This is a genomic window from Streptomyces sp. NPDC046759 (assembly GCF_040645475.1).
Taxonomy (GTDB): Bacteria; Actinomycetota; Actinomycetes; order Streptomycetales; family Streptomycetaceae; genus Streptomyces.
The window spans coordinates 1-19,887 of the sequence record NZ_JBEYYJ010000022.1 but is presented as its reverse complement, the minus strand read 5'-3'; the positions used below and the strand labels follow the sequence as shown (position 1 = coordinate 19,887).

General features: G+C 70.7%; 18 protein-coding genes and 1 pseudogene. 9 read left to right on the top strand and 10 right to left on the bottom strand.

What is annotated here, in order from left to right:
* The first annotated feature begins 160 nt into the window (after positions 1 to 160).
* Complete coding sequence (locus ABZ919_RS27040) at positions 161 to 928, top strand: TVP38/TMEM64 family protein (protein ID WP_361252654.1); 768 nt, start codon at positions 161 to 163, stop codon at positions 926 to 928.
* Between the two features lie 3 nt (positions 929 to 931).
* Here ABZ919_RS27040 and ABZ919_RS27035 read toward each other — a convergent pair whose 3' ends face one another.
* Positions 932 to 2,101, bottom strand: coding sequence for a thiolase family protein (locus tag ABZ919_RS27035; RefSeq protein ID WP_361252652.1), 1,170 nt, complete (start codon positions 2,099 to 2,101; stop codon positions 932 to 934).
* 124 nt (positions 2,102 to 2,225) lie between these two features.
* Between ABZ919_RS27035 and ABZ919_RS27030 the strand changes: the two genes are divergently transcribed.
* Complete coding sequence (locus ABZ919_RS27030) at positions 2,226 to 2,690, top strand: helix-turn-helix domain-containing protein (RefSeq protein ID WP_361252650.1); 465 nt, start codon at positions 2,226 to 2,228, stop codon at positions 2,688 to 2,690.
* Positions 2,691 to 2,708: 18 nt separating this feature from the next.
* On the opposite strand, the gene ABZ919_RS27025 is transcribed toward ABZ919_RS27030, so the two are convergent.
* Genes ABZ919_RS27025 through ABZ919_RS27015 form a run of 3 tightly spaced genes read right to left on the bottom strand, consistent with a single transcriptional unit; the run spans position 2,709 to position 5,565 of the window.
* Positions 2,709 to 3,488, bottom strand: coding sequence for a cupin (locus tag ABZ919_RS27025; protein ID WP_361252649.1), 780 nt, complete (start codon positions 3,486 to 3,488; stop codon positions 2,709 to 2,711).
* On the bottom strand, positions 3,482 to 4,411 hold the full coding sequence (locus ABZ919_RS27020) for a PmoA family protein (RefSeq protein ID WP_361252647.1): 930 nt from the start codon (positions 4,409 to 4,411) through the stop codon (positions 3,482 to 3,484). The genes ABZ919_RS27025 and ABZ919_RS27020 overlap by 7 nt, the downstream gene beginning before the upstream one ends.
* Positions 4,408 to 5,565 (bottom strand): Gfo/Idh/MocA family oxidoreductase, encoded by a 1,158-nt coding sequence (locus ABZ919_RS27015; RefSeq protein WP_361252645.1) that lies wholly within the window; start codon positions 5,563 to 5,565, stop codon positions 4,408 to 4,410. The genes ABZ919_RS27020 and ABZ919_RS27015 overlap by 4 nt, the downstream gene beginning before the upstream one ends.
* Before the next feature lie 129 nt (positions 5,566 to 5,694).
* Between ABZ919_RS27015 and ABZ919_RS27010 the strand changes: the two are divergent.
* Both ABZ919_RS27010 and ABZ919_RS27005 read left to right on the top strand, forming a co-directional pair.
* Positions 5,695 to 5,832: pseudogene (locus ABZ919_RS27010) on the top strand (undecaprenyl-diphosphatase); the annotation flags it as partial.
* A gap of 166 nt (positions 5,833 to 5,998) precedes the next feature.
* Positions 5,999 to 6,178: a hypothetical protein gene (locus ABZ919_RS27005; protein WP_361252643.1), complete on the top strand. Its 180-nt coding sequence runs from the start codon at positions 5,999 to 6,001 to the stop codon at positions 6,176 to 6,178.
* A gap of 47 nt (positions 6,179 to 6,225) precedes the next feature.
* Here ABZ919_RS27005 and ABZ919_RS27000 read toward each other — a convergent pair whose 3' ends face one another.
* The 5 genes from ABZ919_RS27000 to ABZ919_RS26980 form a co-directional block, all read right to left on the bottom strand.
* On the bottom strand, positions 6,226 to 7,020 hold the full coding sequence (locus ABZ919_RS27000; protein ID WP_361252641.1) for a WecB/TagA/CpsF family glycosyltransferase: 795 nt from the start codon (positions 7,018 to 7,020) through the stop codon (positions 6,226 to 6,228).
* Positions 7,017 to 8,090, bottom strand: coding sequence for an NAD-dependent epimerase/dehydratase family protein (locus ABZ919_RS26995; RefSeq protein WP_361252639.1), 1,074 nt, complete (start codon positions 8,088 to 8,090; stop codon positions 7,017 to 7,019). Before ABZ919_RS26995 ends, ABZ919_RS27000 begins: the two co-directional genes overlap by 4 nt.
* Complete coding sequence (locus ABZ919_RS26990; RefSeq protein WP_361252637.1) at positions 8,087 to 9,469, bottom strand: O-antigen ligase family protein; 1,383 nt, start codon at positions 9,467 to 9,469, stop codon at positions 8,087 to 8,089. The genes ABZ919_RS26995 and ABZ919_RS26990 overlap by 4 nt, the downstream gene beginning before the upstream one ends.
* A gap of 14 nt (positions 9,470 to 9,483) precedes the next feature.
* Positions 9,484 to 10,683: a glycosyltransferase family 4 protein gene (locus ABZ919_RS26985; RefSeq protein WP_361252635.1), complete on the bottom strand. Its 1,200-nt coding sequence runs from the start codon at positions 10,681 to 10,683 to the stop codon at positions 9,484 to 9,486.
* Between the two features lie 268 nt (positions 10,684 to 10,951).
* Positions 10,952 to 12,493 (bottom strand): lipopolysaccharide biosynthesis protein, encoded by a 1,542-nt coding sequence (locus ABZ919_RS26980; protein WP_361252633.1) that lies wholly within the window; start codon positions 12,491 to 12,493, stop codon positions 10,952 to 10,954.
* 286 nt (positions 12,494 to 12,779) lie between these two features.
* Between ABZ919_RS26980 and ABZ919_RS26975 the strand changes: the two genes are divergently transcribed.
* The 3 genes from ABZ919_RS26975 to ABZ919_RS26965 are packed head-to-tail and all read left to right on the top strand — an operon-like array spanning position 12,780 to position 16,265.
* The gene (locus ABZ919_RS26975; RefSeq protein ID WP_361252631.1) at positions 12,780 to 13,787 is read left to right on the top strand and encodes a UDP-glucuronic acid decarboxylase family protein; all 1,008 of its coding nucleotides are present in this window, start codon (positions 12,780 to 12,782) and stop codon (positions 13,785 to 13,787) included.
* Between the two features lie 10 nt (positions 13,788 to 13,797).
* On the top strand, positions 13,798 to 14,826 hold the full coding sequence (gene galE, locus ABZ919_RS26970; RefSeq protein ID WP_361252629.1) for a UDP-glucose 4-epimerase GalE: 1,029 nt from the start codon (positions 13,798 to 13,800) through the stop codon (positions 14,824 to 14,826).
* 20 nt (positions 14,827 to 14,846) lie between these two features.
* Positions 14,847 to 16,265 (top strand): UDP-glucose/GDP-mannose dehydrogenase family protein, encoded by a 1,419-nt coding sequence (locus ABZ919_RS26965; RefSeq protein ID WP_361252627.1) that lies wholly within the window; start codon positions 14,847 to 14,849, stop codon positions 16,263 to 16,265.
* On the opposite strand, the gene ABZ919_RS26960 is transcribed toward ABZ919_RS26965, so the two are convergent.
* Entirely contained in the window at positions 16,238 to 17,491 is a 1,254-nt protein-coding gene (locus tag ABZ919_RS26960) for a glycosyltransferase (protein ID WP_361252625.1), read from the bottom strand. The two genes, ABZ919_RS26965 and ABZ919_RS26960, sit on opposite strands and share 28 nt — an antisense overlap.
* Before the next feature lie 322 nt (positions 17,492 to 17,813).
* Here ABZ919_RS26960 and ABZ919_RS26955 point away from each other — a divergent pair, with 322 nt between their 5' ends.
* Complete coding sequence (locus tag ABZ919_RS26955) at positions 17,814 to 19,277, top strand: polysaccharide biosynthesis tyrosine autokinase (RefSeq protein WP_361252623.1); 1,464 nt, start codon at positions 17,814 to 17,816, stop codon at positions 19,275 to 19,277.
* A gap of 49 nt (positions 19,278 to 19,326) precedes the next feature.
* Entirely contained in the window at positions 19,327 to 19,857 is a 531-nt protein-coding gene (locus ABZ919_RS26950) for a low molecular weight phosphatase family protein (RefSeq protein ID WP_361252621.1), read from the top strand.
* Positions 19,858 to 19,887: the final 30 nt, after the last annotated feature.

Here is a 19,887-nt window from a genome sequence, read left to right as displayed (position 1 = left end):
GCGCCCTGTCCGCCCGGCCGGCGGGATGCCTCCGCCTGGGGACGACGGTGACGGTGCAGGGACATCGGTGCGGCGACATCGATTGCGGGACATCGCGGGGATATCTATGCGGGGACGTCCTTGACAGCGATCACACGCGTTCGTCGGTTAATGTCACCGGATGCTCGATGCCAACCGCTCTGGCACCGCCACGGCCTCCCCCCGGGCCGCCGCCACGGAGCTCGCCGTACCCGTGCCACCGACGCCCCGCGCCGGATCCGCGTGGCGTTGCGCGCGGATCGCGGCGTCTCCCCGTGCGCGGCTGACCCTGTTGCTCACCCTGCTGGCCGGCGCCGCCGCGTGCGTGCTGGCCTTCGAGCCGCAGCGGCTGCTGACGCACGGGTGGCCGCCGCAGCTGGGTGGGGCGACGGCGGCCGTGGTGTTCGCGGTGGCGTACGGGCTGTGCACGGTGGCGTTCGTGCCTCGGCCCTTGCTGAATCTGGGGGCGGGCGCGTTGTTCGGGTCGCAGCTGGGGCTGGCGACGTCGCTGGTGGGCACGGTGCTCGGGGCTGGTGTGGCGTTCGGGCTGGGGCGGCTTCTCGGGCAGGACGCGCTGCGCCCGCTGCTGCGGGGCCGCTGGCTGAAAGCGGCCGACGGTCAGCTCAGCCGGCACGGCTTCCGGTCGATGCTGGTGGCCCGGCTCTTTCCGGGTGTGCCGTTCTGGGCTGCGAACTACTGCGCCGCCGTCTCCCATATGCGCTGGTGGCCGTTTCTGCTGGCCACTGCCGTCGGGTCGGTCCCGAACACCGCCGCCTACGCGGTCGCCGGAGCCCGCGCCGCCGCGCCGACGTCTCCCGCCTTCCTGATCGCGTCGGCCTGCATCGCGGCACCGGCGCTCCTGGGCGCGGTGGTGGCCTGGCGCAAGCGCCACCACCTGCGCCGCCGGTAGGGGTCAGACGCTCTCCAGGATCATCGCGTTGGCCAGCCCGCCCGCCTCGCACATGGTCTGCAGGGCGTAGCGGGCGCCGCGTTCGCGCATCGCGTGGACCAGGGTGGTGGTCAGCCGGGTGCCGCTGGCGCCGAGCGGGTGGCCGAGGGCGATCGCGCCGCCGTGCACATTGACCTTGTCCAGTTCCGCGCCGGTCTCCTGCTGCCAGGCCAGGACCACACTGGAGAAGGCCTCGTTCACCTCGAAGAGGTCGATGTCGGCCACGCTCAGCCCCGCCTTGCGCAGCACCTTCTCGGTCGCCGGGACGACACCGGTGAGCATCAGCAACGGGTCGGAGCCGGTGACGGCGAAGCTGTGCAGGCGGGCGAGGGGGCGCAGGCCCAGGCGGGCCGCGGTCTCGCTCGAGGTGATCAGGACGGCGGAGGCGCCGTCGTTGACGGGACTGGCGTTGCCCGCGGTGACGTTCCACTCGATCTGCGGGAAGCGCTCGGCGAACCCGGGGTCGTGGTAGGCGGGCTTGAGACCGGCGAGGATCTCCGGGGTGCTGTCGGGGCGGACGCACTCGTCACGGGCCACGCCGTCCAGCGGCGCGATCTCGGCGCCGAAGAGGCCGGCCTGCCACGCGGCGGCGGCCTTGCGGTGCGAGGAGACGGCGAACTCGTCCATCCGCTCCCGCGTGAGGGACCACTTGGCGGCGATCAGCTCGGCGCTGATGCCCTGCGGGACCAGCCCCTCCGGGTAGCGCTCGGCGACGCCGGGCCCGAACGGGTCCTTGCCGGCGGGCACGTTGGACCACATCGGTACCCGGCTCATCGACTCCACACCGCAGGCGATCACGAGGTCGTACGCCCCTGACATGACGCCCTGAGCGGCGAAGTGCACGGCCTGCTGGGAGGAGCCGCACTGCCGGTCGACCGTGGTCGCCGGGACCGTCTCGGGGAAACCCGCGGCGAGGACGGCGTACCGGGTGGTGTTCATGGCCTGCTCGCCGACCTGGTCGACGGTGCCGCCGATGACGTCGTCGATCAGCGCCGGGTCGACGCCGGAGCGCTCGACCAGGCTGCGCAGCGTGTGGGCGAGCAACTGCACGGGGTGGACGTGGGCGAGGGAGCCGTTCGGCTTGCCCTTGCCGATGGGGGTGCGTACGGCTTCGACGATCACTGCGTCGCGCATGGCGCGGGCCTCCTTGGCCGCCTGGCTGTCCGTGGCGGTGACGGCAGCTACTGGTGAGTAGGAAATCCGAACTCACCATAACTCGCTAAGTTGGAAAATCAAACCCTCCTTTAGACTGGGGCGCATGGCCGCCCCGAAAGACCCGCGCCCCTGCTCCATCGCCGACGCCCTCGCACTGGTCGGCGAGAAGTACTCCCTGCTCGTACTGCGCGAGGTGTCCCTGGGTAACGGTCGCTTCGACCAGCTCGTGCGCAACACCGGCGCCCCCCGCGACGTCCTGGCCACCCGGCTGCGCCGGCTCGTCGACGCCGGGATCCTCACCAAGCGCGTCTACAGCGAGCGCCCGCAGCGCTTCGAGTACCGGGCCACCCAGGCGGGCGTCGAGCTGGAGCCGGTCCTGATGACGCTCAAGGAGTGGGGTGACCGCCACATCCGCAAGGGCGCCGACCTGCCCATGGCCCTCGAGCACCGCTGCGGCAACGAACTGATCCCGGTCGTCACCTGCCGGGCCTGCGGCGACGAGGTCCACCACGGGGACGTCACGGCCCACCCGCAGGCGCCGGGCTGGACGATGACCGGACCGGCGTAGACACCTCGCCGGGGGCCGTCACAGGCCGCCGGTCGTCCGCGGTGCCGGCGTGGCCGGTCGCGCGGTTCCCCGCGCGCGTTCATCGCACTCGTACACGTCCAGCCATCCGCACATCCCCAACCGGCCCTGCTCAGACGGCAGTCCGGCCCGTACGACGGCGTCGGCGAGGTGCGCCGCGTCCCCGGCCGCCAGCCGGTCCAGATGCCGGCCCGTGGCTTCGGCCGCCGCCAGCGCCCCCCGCGTCCAGCGCTGCCGCCACTCCTCGATCCGGGGCCGTACGAGCGCCGCGGCAGCCCGGTGGAAGGCGGCCAGCGCCTCCGGGCCGGAGCCCTCGCGCAGCGACCGATAGCCCTCCAGCGCCAGATCGCGCCGCGCGCGGGCGACCCGCTCCCGCTCGGCCTCCGGGGCATCGGCCGGGATCGTGGTCGCGGCGGCGTACGCCTCCGGGTCGGCCAGGTACTCGGGCGGCAGCGTGAGCACCGCGTCCCCGGCCTCCGGCAGCCCGCTGTTCTGCATGAGGACGGTGATGCGCAGATCGTCCTCGTTCACCAGCCGGTGGACGGTGCCCGGGGTGAACCAGGCGACCGTGCCGGGCGCGAGCGGCGTGAGCTGGTGACCGGACGCGGTCAGCGTCTGGACCGCGCCCCGGCCGCCGGTGACGACGTACGCCTCCGAACAGGCCAGATGCACATGGGGAGTGCCGCTTCGGACTCCGTCGGCGGCGGGCCAGTCGTACACGCACAGCCGCGACACGGCGACCCCGCCCGGCAGACCCGTGAACGCGCCCGCGTTCACCACGGATGCGACTCCAGGTACGCGAGCACGTCCTCCCGCTGCCAGACGCCGTCCGCCACGACGACCCGGTAGCGGCGCCGGAGCGTGTCACCGGGGGCGAGTGCCAGTTCCTCGAAGAAGGACCAGGACGCCGCGACGGCGGCGAAGGGGTCGTTGCGGACGAACCAGTGGGCGGGATGGGTTCCGCCCGCGCCGGAGTGGTCGTTCTCCGGGGCGTGCGCGAAGACCAGGGTGGCGTGGCCGTCCATGCCGTCGTGCTCGCCGCAGTACGCGAGCCAGGGCGCCTGTCTGCCCATCAGTGCGGGGCCCTCCCCCTCCGGCCCGATGACCCGGCCCGCCCGGAAGGCGCGCGGGCCTCGCCAGAACAGGCCGGTGTAGCCCGCGAGTTCGCGCCCGGCGGTGGTCGGGCTGCCGAAACGGAGCGGCTCGGCGCGCCGGTTGGTGATGCCGCTGGTCCAGGTGAGCGCCCAGCAGCCGGAGTCCGGGTGGACGTCGTGGACCTCGATCCGCCGCTCCTCCTCGGCCCACAGCTCACCGTCGTACGGATGCCAGGTGAGCCGCTCGGCGATCAACGCCCGGCCGCCGGCCGCCGAGACCTCCTCGAAGCCGGCGTGCCGCATCGAGCCGACCCGCTCGGGCAGCCGCCGGTACCCCTGCCCGTGCACATAGGTGTTGCCGCCCCACAGGTTCGCCCCGGACAGATGCGAGGCGGTCAGGGACAGCCCCTTGTGCCAGCGGTGGTCGTGGGGGCGGTAGTCGGTGACGACGGCGCCGGCGAGGGTGCGGACCGGGTGCAGGTAGGGCCGGGGCGCCTCCCAGGCGGCTTCGGGACGGTAGACGTAGGCGAACAGCTCGACGCCGGTGGCCCGCTCGGAGACGGTGACCCGGTCGCCGTACGCGTGGACCACGCGCGGTGCGCCGGTCACGCCGGGACCTCCTCGGCCGCCACGGGCGCCCAGCCCGGGGCGCCGCCGTGCAGGGCGGTGTAGAAGGGGTCGCCGGGGCCGATCCCGCCGGCGCGGACGGTCGTGTCCGTGAAGGCCGACTTGTACAGGGCCGTGATCAGCTCGAGACTCGTCCGCCCGTCCGCGCCACTGCTGCGCGGCCGCTCACCGGCCCGCATGCTCGCGACCAGCTCGCGCAGCTGCGCGAGGTGCGAGCTCGGCACGTCCGGGCCGAAGTCCCGCCATTGCGCCGTCCGTTCGGCGGGCACGCCGGGGGCCGGTGTGATGCGCCAGTCGTCGTTGGCGTGCCCGTACAGGTGGGTCAGCTCGACGGTGGCGCGCTCGCAGTCGACGCGGATGCGGCTGACCTCGTCGGGACTGAGAACACTGTTGACCACGGTCGCGAGGGCGCCGCTCACGAAGCGGACCAGTGCGGTGGAGACGTCCTCGGTCTCGACGTCGTGCACCAGGCGCCCGGCCATGGCCCGCACCTCGGTCCACGGGCCGAGCAGGTCCAGCAGGAGATCCATCTGATGGATCCCGTGGCCCATGGCCGGGCCACCGCCCCCGGTGTGCCAGCGGCCCCGCCAGGGCACCGCGTAGTACGCGGTGTCCCGGTACCAGGTCGTCTGACAGTGCGCCACCAGCGGTCGGCCCAGGGCGCCTTCGGCGAGCAGCCCGCGGACATGGCGCGAGCCGGAGCCGAAACGGTGCTGGAAGACGATCGCCGCGTACGGCCCGCACGCGTCCCCCTCCTCCGCCTCGATCGCGTCGAAGTCGGCGAGCGAGGGCACCGGCGGCTTCTCGCACCACACCCAGGCGCCGGCGCGCAGCGCGGCCACGGTCTGCGCACGGTGCAGGGTGGGCGGAGTGCAGACGCTGACCAGGTCGGGCCGCTGCTCGGCGAGCATCCGGTCGAAATCGGTGTAGGCGTGCGGGATGCCGCTCCCGGCGCACAGCGCCTCGACGGCACCCTCGTCGATGTCGACGGCGGCGACGATCTCCGTCTCGCCCTCCCGGGCGAGCCGGGCCAGCGCCGGGAGATGGGATCCGCGCCCGACGGCACCGGCGCCGACGAGGGCCACCCGGATGCGCCTGCCGGCGAACGGAGGGGAAGAGCGGGGAGAGCGGGGCATGGGCGGTCAGCACTCCTCCGGTACGGCGGCGGGCGCGCGGGAAGACCCAGGGGACCAGCAAACGCTTTCTCCTGCGCTGCAACGTAAGCGGCGGCGCCGGGGCCGGTCAACACCGGGGGCGGAGCGGCCCGTTCGGAGGAGCCGTTTTGCGATCCGCGGATCACCGCCCCCGTGCTTGTCGCCTTCGGCCTGGTCATCGGCATCGCCGACCGTCCGGCCGCCCGCGACGAGACCGGCGGACGGCACCGAGCGCCCAAGCGGCGCAGGACGCGGGAACGCACCCGCGCCGCCACCGCCAGGGCCGCCCCACGGGGCATTGTGCGGGTGGCTCCGCTCGGCTCGGGACACGGCGCCCGGTGACGGTGACCAAGCCCATACGTTCTCCGTAGCCGGGCGGTAGCGCACTGTCAGTGCTTACCCCTAGGCTGTCCGCATGTCCCCCGATTTCCCGCCCTCTGGTTCCGCGCGGTCCGCCGCCGAGGTGAACGAGCAGATACGGGCGCTGTGGCTGCGCGCGGGCGGCACCCTGTCGGCCCAGGAGCGTGCGGAGTACGAGCTGTTGGTGGTCGAGTGGGCCGAGGCGATCCGCGGCGAGGTCATCGAGGCGGCCTGACGCGCGGCAGCGGCGCGCACGGGAAGAACGCGGCCGCGGTCTGCGGATCAGGCGGGAAACACCGTCGGCCTGTCCGTCACGGGTGCCGGCGGGGACAGCGGCCGCAGCCGCGTCCACTGTGCGGCGAGAAGCGCCAGGTAGTGCGGGTTGAGCAGGAGATAGCGCCGCCACAACCGACGCGGTTCGGCGCCCAGCCGCCACAGCCACTCCAGTCCGGCCTTCCGCATCCACACCGGCGGCCGGCGCAGGTTCCCCGCGTGGAAGTCGAACGCGGCACCGACGGCGAGCAGCGGCATCGGCAGCAGCGGCCGCATGGCGTGCACGAAGACCTCCTGGCGTGGGCAGCCGAGCCCGACCAGCACGATCCGTGCCCCGGAGCCGGCGATCCGGTCAGCGATCTCCACGTCCTCGCCGGGGCGGGTCATGCGGAACTTGGACGGCTCGTGACCGGCGATCTTCAGCGCGGGCAGCCTGTTCTGCAGGTTCAGCATCAGCAGGTCCAGCGTCTGCCGCGTCGAGCCGTACAGGTACACCGGGATGCCCTCGTCGGCCGCTGCCTGGAGGACGTGCAGCGTCAGATCAGGGCCGCACACCGGCTCGGTGAGGGCCGCTCGGTGGAGCAGGTTCAGCGCCCACCGCACGGGCTGCCCGTCCGGGGTCACCAGGTCGAAGGAGTTCAGGCGAGCACCGTGCTCCCGGTCCAGCACGCCCGTCATCACGCCGTGCACGGCGAGGGCGGTCACCCCGAAGGGGCGGCGTTCCCGGGCCGCGGCGAGCACGGCGTCCAGCGCATTGTCGTGGCGTGTCGCGTCGACGAGGACGCCGAGGACGTTCCTCTTCACCGGGCCGGGACCCATCTGTCCGCGTTGGCCTCGTAGATCTCGTTCATGATGAGGGGCACGTCGTACGTCACCTGCCACTGCGGGTAGTGCTCCTGAAAGCGCGCGTTGGAGCTGATCCACCAGATGTGGTCACCGGTCCGGGGCGTGTCGACGTGCTCCACGAGCATCTCGTTGCCCGAGATCTTCTCGGCCAGTGCGATCGCTTCGAGGTTGGAGGCGTTGGAGTGCCGGCCGCCGCCCAGGTTGTACACCTCGCCACTGCGGGGACTGCGGAAGAAGGCCTCGAACGCGGCGACCACGTCACGGCTGTGGATGGCGTCCCGCACCTGCTTGCCCTTGTACCCGATGAGCTTGTACGTCCGCCGCTCCATGGCGCAGCGCATCACGTAGGCGAGGAAGCCGTGCAGTTCCGTGGCGGAGTGGCCCGGGCCGGTGAGGGTGCCCCCGCGGAAGCATGCCGTCCTGAGTCCGAAGTAGCGGCCGTACTCCTGGACCATGATGTCGGCGGCCACCTTCGAGGCGCCGAACACCGAGTGCAGGCAGGCGTCGACGGACATGTCCTCGGTGATGCCGGCCGCATAGCGGTGCCCGGGGGTGATCTCCCAGCGTGTGTCCTGCTCCACCATCGGCAGGGTGTTGGGGCGGTCGCCGTAGACCTTGTTGGTCGAGCAGTGGATCAGCGGGGCGTCGATGCAGTGCTCGCGGACGTTCTGCAGGACGTTGAGCGTCCCCGCCGCGTTGATGTCGAAGTCCATGTACGGGTCGCGTGCCGCCCAGTCGTGGGACGGCTGGGCCGCGGTGTGGATCACGACGTCGATGTCCCGGCCGTAGTGGCGGAAGACGGACGCCAGCCCGTCCCGGTCACGGATGTCCACGTCGTGGTGCACATAGGCTTTGCCGAGCTCCGCCGACAGGCGATCGACGTTCCACGCGGTCGACGCCTCCGGCCCGAAGAACCGCGAGCGCATGTCGTTGTCGACGCCGACGACGACAAGGCCCAGGCAGGCGAAGTGCCGCACCGCTTGGGAGCCGATCAGCCCCGCCGAGCCCGTCACTACAGCCACGCTCATGCCGTCACTTCCTTAGGAGATCCGCCGAAGGTGTTCTGTTCCGGTTTCCGCCAGAGGCGGGCCGGCTGGGATCGCGCGCCGGCCAGCAGGATTCCGGCCGCCCAGAAGAAGGGAGTCGCGCCGAAGGGTGATTCGAGGATGACGCCCAGCAGCGCGACGATGAGCAGGGAGAGCACCATCAGGACACACAGGGACGTCAGTTCGTCGGGCGGCCCTGTACGCACCGTCCGAACCACCACTGCCATCAGGCTGGTCAGCAGGGCTACGACGATCGTGAGACCGATGATGCCGAGACGGGCGAACGTACTGATCAAGTAGTTGTGGGGGGAACGCACCCCCATGCCCCGGCCGATGGGGAGGTCGCCGTTGGACAGTTGCAGGAAGTCGGGTCCGAAGCCCACGCCGAACACCGTCCGTGCCGGATCGTCGAGCGTGTACGTCACGACCCGCTCCCACGCGATCAACCGTGCGCGCTCGGTGCCCTGAGCGTTCACCACGAGCTCCGAAGACGTGGACTCCTGGGCGTGGAGCGCAATGAGGCGCTGGCCGGCCGGAGACATCGGAAGCACCACGACCACCGACAGCACCGAGGCCGCTGCGAGCAGCATCGCGCGGGGGGTCATCCGGCCGGCCCTGACGAGGACGGCCACCAGCACGCAAGCGCAGCACGAGAAGATACCGGCCCTGTTCACCTGGGCCAGGGCCGTGGCGAGGGCTGCGGCCGCCACCGGCGCATGCAGCCAGATCCGTCCTCGGCGCAGCCGCAGTACCGACATGCCCGCCAGCAGGCCCAGTACCGCCACGTCGAAATCGGTCCTGATCTCGAAGATGCGGGTGGTGCCCACCTCGGGCAGTGTCGCGACGAACTGCGGTGCGAGCGTCGCCACCACCATCCAGCCCAGGTGCAGCAGCAGTGCGCCGTGGATCACCCGGACCGTTCGCGCTCTGCCTCGAGGGCTTACCTTCTGGCAGGAATGCGCAGACAGGTAGGCGATCACGGCATAGGCGTAGGGCGCCGCGTCACGGGCGGCCGTCCGCATGTCGCCCTGCACGTCGAGCAGGTGAAATACCGTCACCAGCAGCAGCAGCCCGATCAGGATCCCGGGCCCGAAGAATCGACCGTGCCGTTTGCCGGACAGCGCGCTCGTCCAGGCGGCGAGCAGGAAAGCCCCGGCCAGCAGCGCGTCCCCGATGTACAGCGGTCCCACATGCACATGGGACATCCAGCGCCCGCCGGTGAGCAGAACGGCGACCACCGCGACTCCGGCGACCAGCCGATGGTCGCCGCAGGCCTCCTCTCCGGACACCTGGTGCCCGGACGCACACCGGGTCCGTGTCCCCTCCGTGCGCACCGTCACGTCAGTGGTGGGGTACGCCATGAGCACGCTGGTCCTCAACGGCTCACGCTGCCCTTCCAAGCCGCCCCGCGCTCCTCGGTCGCGGCCGGGAGCCGGCCGTCGGCGACCTGGGTCGCCTCCGCGTAAGCCAGACCGATGCGACGGAGCCAGGCGCGCTCCGTGAAGTGGTCGGCGTACACCTGACGGCAGTGAGCACGGAGCGTCGGGAAGAGGGCGGCCGCCTCCGCGAGGACCTGGGCGAGCGGTTTGTCCCACTGTGTAACCAGACCGGCACCGTGTTCCCGTACCGACTCGGCCACCGACGAGCCCTCGAAAGCCAGCGTCGGGAGCCCTGCCGCCAGAGCCTCGATCTGGACGCAGGGCTGAACCTCGTACCAGCGACTGGGGAAGACCAGGCCGCGCCAGGAAGGCATCCGCCGGCACAGTTCGGAGCGGTCGAGCTGGCCGAGGAAGCGGACGCAGGACGGGGCGGCCGCCCGGCAGTCGGCGAGCAGCTCGCCGTCACCGATGACATCCAGGGGTTCGTGAGCCGGCCATTGACGCAGCAGCTCCAGGACGCCCTTCTCGGGCGAGAGCCGCGCGGCGACGAGCCAACGGCCCGTGTCACCTGTCTGCTCCTCACCCGGGCCCGGGGCGTCGACGAAATTGGGTACGTACACCAGCCGCTCGGCGCATACGCCGGCCCGCCGGTACGTACGCTCGCTCAGGCGGGAGTTGACCACGAGCCGGTCCGCGCGAGCCAGCAGAGGATCTGCCGCCAGGCCGTGCCGCCCGGCCCAGGCCAGGGGCAGCGTCGCGGCCCGCGAACCCCGGTAGCAGCCGTACCGCAGGGCCGCCCAGGACTCACCGTCCGGGCATCGCGTGCACACGGCGCCCGCCCGGTAGAGCGTGGCCGCTGCGCACATGGGCCGGTAGTTGTGCAGGGTCGCCACGAGCGGGCCGGCCCAGTGGCGTACCCAGGAACGCCCGAAGTTGGGAAACAGGTTGTGGACGTGCACCAGGTCGGGGGCGTAGTCCCGCAGCAGGGCGAGCGGGTTGTTGCCCCGCCCGGAGGCCACGCGGGCGGCTGCCCGCAGCGGATAGAACGGGTCCCGGGCCAGTTCGTCGGTGTGCGCGGCGAACAGTTCCACGTCGTGGCCTGCCGCGCCCAGCGCACGCACCTGGTCGCGGACGAGGGCGTTCTCCCCACTGGGTTTTCCGGCCGTATAGAAGCTGTGTACTACCGCGATCTTCATGACGGGTTGCCTTCGGTCGTCGCCAGCCGGAGCCCGCATGCTCCACGGCAAGAGTTAAAGTCGCGCAACTGGTGGTCCGCGGCGGCGGTTTGGAGACAGGGCTGTGCCGAGCCCACCCGTCTGGCGCATCGATGTACCACCTGGACGGACCTGACCCCCGGCTCTCGACGATCCGGCCGGCCGGCTCGCGCGCCGTACGGACCTGGAGTTCGTCGCGCTCCGGGTGCCCGGCGACGGACGGTGCGGGCCCTCGTCGGGGCAACGGCGCCTACTGGTCGGAATGCGCCGGCCGCCCTTGAGCGGCCGACGGGACGAACTGGTCGACAGGCCTGTCGGTATCTCCACCGGACAGCTTCCCGGGCAGCAGTCCGCGGTCACGGGCGACCCGCATGCCGTGCAGTCCGGCCCCGAACCGTACGCACCCCAGCAGCAGCACACCCGCGGCCGCCCACTTGGCCCCGAGGATCAACACCGGTGGGTACGTGCCTTCCAGCGCCTGACCGACGGCCCACAGGGCGAGCCAGATCAGTGCGGTGAGAGCAGCGGCCTGTGCGTACGCCTGCGCAACCAGCTGCCGCGTGGCCGGGAAGAGCCGGCTGAGCCAGGCGTGGAACAGGGCCTGCTTGACGAGATAGCTGACCAGTACCGCCACCATCAGCCCGTGCACTCCGCCCCCCAGAGACAGGGCGACGGCGGTGCCGGCGATCAGAACGATCAACTGCACGAGGTGGATGATCACCTTGCCCCCCACCGCGCCCAGCGCCTCCACGAGCGTGCCGGAGAACTGTGTCACCAGGCCGACCGCGCTGATCAGGCCGAGAATCGGTACCAGTGCAGCACTGCCACCCCACTGACCGCCGAGCAGCAGGGCCACCAACTGCTTGCTGCTCGCGCCGATCACCGCCCACAAAGGAAAGAGAATCAGTGTGGTCAGGGAAATGCAGTCCGCGTGGGAGGCGCCGAGCCGGCCGGCCTCGTGCTGGATGCGACTGTAGGCGGGCAGGAGGACCTTGCTCGCAGCCTGCTGGATCTGCAGCAGCGGAAGCGACGCCAGGAGTCCCGCGCGGTCGTAGAGCCCGGCGGCGGTGACGCCGACGTAGCGGCCGATGGTGAGCTTGCCGAAGTCCTCGGTCAGGTATTCCAGGAAACCGCTCACCGACACCTTGCCGCCGTACCGCATGATCTCGCGCATGGCCTGCACATCGAACAGAGGCCACAGCGAGTGCCGGACCAGGAGGTAGGGCAGCAGAGCCTGCAACCCGTACCACCCGAGTGTGCCGAAGACGAGGCTCCACACCCCGGCGCCAAGGAGCGCGGAGACGATTCCGGTGACGCAATAGCCGACGACGAAAGAGAAGAAGTCGGTGACGGCGACGGCGCGGTACCGCATGCCGCGGCTCAGTAGTCCGCCGGCGGGGGCACCCAGGGCCATGAACAGGAGCATGAGCGCGGTCGTCCGGATCATGCTGGTCAATTCGGCTGGACTGTTCACCAGTTCTGTGGCGTACGGCGCGATGATCCACATCGCCGTGAACGAGCAGGCGCCGACGGCCAGCGCCAGCGTGAAGACCACCCGCACATCGCGGTCGGTGAGCGAAGGACGCTGTACCACCGCGGACCGCAGACCGCCCTGAGCGAAATTGTGGGCGAAACGCAGAATCAGGTGGGCCAGTGCCATCAGCCCGAAGTCCTGGGGGGTGAGCAGCCGGGCCATCGCCGCCGCGTAGGGGATCTGGACGGCGATGCCGGCCGCGCTGGCGAGGTAGGTCCAGCGCACACCTCTGACTGTGACGGAGGTCAGCCGCGTCATGGCCAGGACCTTCTCACGAGGTGGCCCGCTGGTACGTGCGACGCGCGAGGCGCTCCATTCACACCTGAGAGTGAAGATCTACACATGGATTTGACGGCCTGGCTCCTGCGGCCGACTCAGACGACAGCGGCCCCTTTCCCCGCTCGACCGAATTTCCGTCCCCTTCCACGATGCGTCCGAACAGTGCACGGCTCGAGTTGCGCACACGAGACGGAGGAGGCATACACACATATCCTTTGCGCAGCTTTGACAAAAAAGGCAGATTAATGCATTCCTGGAGAAAGCCATGCGCGTTGTCGTGACAGGTGGCGGCGGTTTTCTGGGCTCACACCTCTGTGAAGCATTGCTGCGACGCGGAGACGCCGTCGTGTGCCTGGACAACTTCAGTACAGGCCGGCCGGCAAACGTCGCACACTTGCGGACACACCCCGCCTTCGAACTCATCCACGCAGATGTGAGCATGACCGCGGACGTGCCCGGCCGGATCGACGCCGTCGCCCATCTCGCCAGTCCCGCGTCACCGCCGGACTATCTTCGATTGCCTCTCGAGACGCTCGCCGTCGGAAGCCGAGGGACCGAGAACGCTCTGGAACTGGCCCGGTTCCACAACGCCCGGTTCCTGCTCGCCTCGACGAGTGAGGTGTACGGCGACCCGTTGGTCCACCCTCAGGACGAAGGGTACTGGGGAAACGTCAATCCAGTCGGACCGCGCAGCGTGTACGACGAGGCGAAACGGTACGCCGAGGCTGTCGCCATGGCCTATCGACGCACTCTGCGCGTCGACGTGGGAATCGTCCGGATCTTCAACACGTACGGCCCGCGCATGCGCCGGCACGACGGCCGGGTCGTGTCCAGCTTCATCGCCCAGGCGCTGGGCGGCGAACCGCTGACCATCTACGGTGACGGCAAGCAGACCCGCAGTTTCTGCTACGTGGACGATCTGATCCGTGGCCTGACGGCGATGCTGGACACGTCCGAGACGGGGCCGGTCAATCTCGGCAATCCGGAGGAGTGGACCGTGTCGGACCTCGCCGAACTCGTGCGCGACCTGACGGGTTCGGACTCGGAGATCCGGTACCTCCCGCTCCCGACGGACGACCCGGCCCGCCGCCGCCCGGTCATCACCCGTGCCCATGAGCGCCTCGGCTGGTACCCCGAAGTCCCGGTCGCGGAAGGAGTGAGCCGGACCGTGGACTGGTTCAGGAGCCGCCCGCACGAGGACGCCACCGAGGGCAACGTCCCCCATCCGCACGGCGACAGTCCGCTCCTGACCTCCGCGGACTCCACCGTCTGAGAGGAAGACCATGCCCGGTCGCACCACCGTGCTGGTGACCGGTGGCGCCGGTTTCATCGGCAGCCACACCTGCGTCGAACTCCTCGACCACGGCTATGACGTGGTGGTCGTCGACAACTACTCCAACAGCTCGCCCGGCGCACTGGAACGCGTGACGAAGATCGCCGGGCGTCCGCCGGCGGCCGTGCACGAGGTCGACCTGCTCGACCGGCAGGCGCTCTCCCAAGTGTTCGACCAGCACGACATCGACGCCGTCATCCACTTCGCCGCGAAGAAGGCCGTCGGGGAGTCGGTGGACCTGCCCGTCGAGTACTACGACACCAACGTCGGCGGCACCACGGCACTGATGCGCGCCATGCACGACCACGGAGTCCGTCGTCTGGTGTTCTCCTCGTCCTGCTCGATCTACGGCGACGCCACCAAGGTGCCGCTGGCCGAAGGGGACCCGGCAGGGCCCACCAACCCGTACGCCACCTCGAAATGGCTGTGCGAGCAGGTCCTCGCCGACATCTGCCGTCACCTGGACGGACTTTCCGTCCTGGCACTGCGCTACTTCAACCCCGTCGGCGCACACCCCAGCGGACTGCTCGGAGAGGTACCCCGGGGAGTGCCCAACAACGTGATGCCGTATCTCGCCCAGGTCGCCGCCGGCCGGCGTCCCAGGCTCAGCATCTTCGGGGACGACTATCCGACCTCCGACGGCACCGGCGTCCGCGACTACATCCACGTGATGGACGTGGCCGAAGGGCACCGCGTCGCGCTGGAACACCTCGACGACGGGACCGGCATGCGGGTCTTCAACCTCGGTACGGGACAGGGCACATCGGTCCTCCAGCTCCTCGCCGCCTTCGAGCGCGCCTGCGGTGTGCCGATCCCGTACGAGATCACCGGCCGCCGTGCCGGTGACGTTCCGGCCCTCGTCGCGGACCCGGGCGCCGTGTCCCGGGCCTGGGACTGGACCGCGACGCGAGACCTCACCGCGATGTGCGAGGACGCATGGCGGTTCCAGGAACTCAATCCCTCGGGCTACCCGAACTGACACAGCATGGGGCGAGCAAGATGCGACTGACCGTCATCGGAACGGGATACCTCGGGGCCGTGCATGCCGCATGCATGGCGGAGATCGGGCACGAGGTCCTCGGCGTCGACGTCGACGCCGAGAAGATCGCGGCCCTCGGCGAGGGCCGGGTCCCGATCTACGAGCCCGGCCTGCAGGAGATCGTCGGCAGGACCGTCACGTCGGGGAGGCTGCGCTTCACCACCTCCCTCAGCGAGGCGGCCGAGTTCGGCGACGTGCACTTCGTGTGCGTGAACACCCCGCAGCGCCCTGACGCGCCGGCCTGCGACCTGCGGGCGGTCGACGCCGTCGTCGACGGGCTGGCACCCCGGCTGCGCCGCCGCTGCCTGATCGTGGGCAAGTCCACGGTGCCCGCGGGAACGACGGCCCGGCTCGCCGCGCGTGTCCAGGAGCTCGCTCCGGCAGGGGCGGACGTCGAGGTCGCCTGGAACCCGGAGTTCCTCAGGGAGGGCTACGCGGTGCGGGACACGCTCCGCCCGGAGCGCCTGGTGGTCGGGGTCATGTCGCAGCGGGCCGACCAGATCCTCCGCGAGGTGTACGCACCCATGCTGAGCGACGGCGTGCCCTACATCAGCACGGACCCGGCGACCGCCGAGCTGGTGAAGGGCGCGGCGAACTCGTTCCTCGCCACGAAGATCTCGTTCATCAACGCCATGGCGGAGGTCTGCGACGCCGCGGGTGCCGATGTCACCACCCTGGCCGACGCCCTCGGCTACGACAGCCGCATCGGCCGGCGCTTCCTCTCCGCGGGCCTCGGCTTCGGTGGCGGGTGCCTGCCCAAGGACATCAGGGCGTTCGCGGCCCGTGCCGGCGAACTCGGCGTCGGTTGCGCGGTGTCGTTCCTCGACGAGATCGACGAGATCAACTCGCGGCAGCGACGGCGCACCGTCGACATCGCGCGGGACATGCTCGGCGGAGGTTTCGCCGGCCACCGCGTCGCCGTTCTCGGGGCCACGTTCAAACCGGACAGCGACGATGTGCGCGACTCGCCCGCGCTGGCCGTGGCCGGTGCCATCCACCGGGAAGGCGCGGACGTACGGCTCCACGACCCGGAGGGTATCGACAACGCCCGGGCCGTTCTGCCCCAGCTCGAGTACGTCCACGACGTGGAGAAGGCATGTGCGGGCGCCGGTCTCGTCCTTCATCTGACCGACTGGGCCGAGTACCGGCGCATCGATCCCGCCGCGCTCGCCGTCGTGACACCCGCACGGAAGATCCTCGACGCGCGCAACGCCCTCGACGCCTCGCTGTGGCGGTCGGCCGGCTGGACCCTCCGGGCGCTGGGCCGGCCGACGCCGCCCGCTGTGCCGGGCCAGCAGGCGACCGTCGGGCAGCGGGCGTCCGCCGGCCGGGGCTGTGCCCCGGGGCAGCGTCATCTCCCTGCGGACAGGACGGCGTGATAGAGCCTTTCGGCGGTTTCCGCCTTGGCCATGTACGTGTGCTGCCGTGCCCACGACAGCGCAGCGCGTTCCATGCAGTGGCGTGTCTGCTGTTCCTTGAGCACCCCGCTGAGCGCCCAGGCGATGCGCTTCGGCAGATCCGCGGGGTTGCCGAGGGGTACGGAGATCGCCCCGCCCGGCGCCGAGAAATCACTGATGCCGTGGTGGCCGAGATGGACGACGGGAAGACCTCTGGCCCACGCTTCCAGCGTCTGGGTACTGGAGGAATCCCGCAGGCTGGTCATCAAGAACGCATCGGCGTCGTCGCAGGCCTGGAAAACCTGTGTCCGGGGAAGCAGACCGCGGAATTCGACGGATCCCCCCACCCCGAGGCGGTGAGCGAGTCGTTCCAGAGGCTGCCGCAGCGGCCCGTCACCGAGGACCACGAGGCGGGCGTCCGGGAATTCCGTACGAAGATGCGCAATCGCCCGCACCGCGAGTTCGGGAGTTTTGCGTGGATGCAGCCTGCCGACCCACAGAACGGTGGGCGGACGGTCCGGGCGGGCCGGCCGAGCCTCCGCCGGCTCACGGATCAGCGCTTCCTGGATGCCGTCGGCCAGCATCAGATGAGTGGTGGTACGGCTCAGCCGCCGGGCCAGCCGTTCGGTGTCCCGGTTCGTGGCCAGGACCACCGCGGCCTGGCGGAGCGTCCTGCGGCACGACGGCCGACGGCTGAGGCAGCCGACCCACACGAGAGTCCGCAGCGCCTCCTGCCAGTAGGCGGTGCCCATGAAACGCCGGTGACTGTGCGGGGCGATCTGGCCGCCGCCGACGGGCCCGAACACCAACGGAGGTCCCAGGTGACGCAACGCGCTGCCGCCCTGCAGGGAGCCGTAGGAGACATGGTGCACGAGGTCGGCGCGGTCGAGGCCGCGGCTCCGGGCGTAGGCCAGGGCCTCGCGCTGCCAGCCGTCGTAGCACTTGACCTCCTTGGCCATGTCGCTCAGGCAGCCGGGCAGCAGCCCGGTCCACGAAGGGGCCCGCGGCAGGGGGACGACGTGCACTCGGATGCGTTCGCCGACCGGCCCCAGTTCCGCCACCCGCTGTCCGATGTTCCGTTCGTTGTCGAACTCGGGGTGGGTCAGGACGTCCACGGTGTGCCCGCGTTTCGCCAGCGATTCGGCCCAGCCCCACCCGATGGCCGGTTCACTGCCGCGCGTCGGGTCGCAGGCGAAGGAGACCAACACGATATGCAGTTTGCGTGATGCGGTACCGGATTCAGGTCCGGTCTCGATTGCGATTGTCCTACGCATAAACCCCTGCTCCATCAGAATGCCCTCCTGACATCAGGCATATTGTCGCTATGCGGGGTGCGATTCAGCGGTGAAACGTCTCGGCCCGCTGCGTTTTCGGGGCCATTTCCCCCGATCGGCTCACGAATCCATGCATTCCGTACGGTCGCTCTGTCGTGGCTTCCGGACGCATGAGGCGCCCACACTTATTCTGGCCTGGCTATTCTCTGCCGAATTTCTCAAAAGGTGACATCATCAGTTTTCTGAGGGGTGCACGTTGGACCTTCGTGGATATCTCAAAGTACTGGCCAGACGCTGGCCGACCATCCTGATCTGCCTGATGGTCGGTGTCGGCGCGGCCGAAGGGGCGATCTCCCTGAGCACGCCGGTCTACGCGGCCCACACCCAGCTCTTCGTGGCCACCCGGTCCGGTGTGGACACCGCTGACCTCAACCAGGGGCAGTCCTTCTCCCAGGCGCGCGTCCAGTCGTATGCGGCGATCGTCGCCACTCGGCAGGTGACCGCGCCCGTCATCCGCGAACTACGGCTGAAGGACACGCCGGAGCAGCTGGCGTCCCGGATCACCGCCGAGGCCCCGCTCAACACCGTGCTCATCAACATCACGGTGCGCGACAGGAATCCGTCACGTGCGGCGCGCATCGCCGACGCCGTCGCGAAGCACTTCGCCGGCGTGGTCGAGCGCTTGGAGACGCCGAAGACGAACCGCGCCCCGCACAAGGGCGCCGCCGCTGCCGCGCCCCTCGCGTCACCGGTCTCGCTCGGCGTGACCGAACAGGCGAACGTCCCGAGGCATCCCGTCTCCCCGAAGCGGCTGCTCGACCTCGCCGCCGGGGTGCTCGGCGGCCTGCTGCTCGCCGCCGGACTCGTCGCGCTGCGCGAGGCCCTCGACACCACGGTCAAGACGAGTGACGCCCTCGGAGAGGTCACCTCGCTGCCGGTGCTCGGCTCCATCCCCTACGACAAGGGCGCGGCCCTGCAGAGGGTCGCGATGGACAGCCTCAGCGGCTCCGCGCGTGCCGAGGCCTTCCGCAAACTGCGCGCCAACCTGCAGTTCGCGCAGGTCGACGACCGGCCGCGGGTGATCGTCGTGACCAGCCCGGTGCCCGGCGAGGGAAAGACCACCACCTCCGTCAACCTGGCGCTCTCGCTCACCGACGCGGGTATGCGGACCTGCCTGATCGACGCGGACCTGCGCCGTCCGTCCGTCGCCACTACCTTCGGGCTGGTGGAGGGGGCCGGACTGACCACGGTGCTCATCGGCCAGGCCGCCGTGGAGGACGTCGCACAGCAGGCGGGCGGCAGGCTGACGGTGCTCACCAGCGGCCCCCTGCCGCCCAATCCGACCGAACTGCTCTCCTGCGGCCGGATGGCCGAGTTGTTGCGCGAACTCGCCGACAGCTACGACGTGGTCATCGTGGACAGCGCCCCCGTGCTGCCGGTCGCCGACACCATCGGCCTGGCCCCGCTCGCCGACGGTGTGCTGCTCGTCGTACGGGCCTCCAAGACCGGCAGGGACCAGATTCGCAACGCGGCCGACTCGCTGAGCCGGATCGGTGTACGCGTCCTGGGCGCCGTCTTCAGCATGGCCCCCTCCTTCAAGGGCAAGGGGTACGGCTACGGCTACGGCTACGCCGCGGCCGAAGTGCCCGTGCCCCGTCCGCCGGCTCAGGACGAGAGGCCGGCCGAGTCCGCCCCGCTGTCCTCCACCGCAGAGCAGTGAGCCGTCCTGCCGACGGTCTCCCGGCCGTCGTTCATGAGGGGACGGCCCGGTGACCGCCTTCGAAGTGCTGTTCGTCTGCACCGGCAACCGGCACCGTTCACCGGTCGCGGAACGGCTCCTGGCCGCCGCGCTCCCGGAGTCCGGCTTCGAGGTCCGCAGTGCGGGCACCGAGGCCCGGCCGGCTCAGTTGGACGCCGTGACGCGCGCGATCATCGCCGAACTCGGCGGAAAGACGGAGGACTTCACCGTGCGGCGACTGCACGCCGGTCATGTGGAGCGGGCCGACCTGGTGCTGGGCCTGGAGCGGTGTCACCGGGAGGCGGCGGTGCAGTTGTTCCCCGTGGCGCTGCGCCGGTGCTTCACCCTCCGGGAGTTCGTCCGGCTCACGGAGGGGACCAGATCCGGCACGCCGCGTGAAGCGGTCCGGCTGGCTGCGTCTCGGCGCGGCGTGGTCGTGCCCCCGCCGCAGGAGTCGGACGGCATCGCCGACCCGGTCGGCGCCCCACCCGACGTGCACACCGAGCGCGCCCTCGAGGTTCGCGAGGCGGTCCTGGCGCTCGCCGGGATCCTGGCGCCCTGAGAGCCGTCGGGGGGGGGGGGGGGGCGGGGG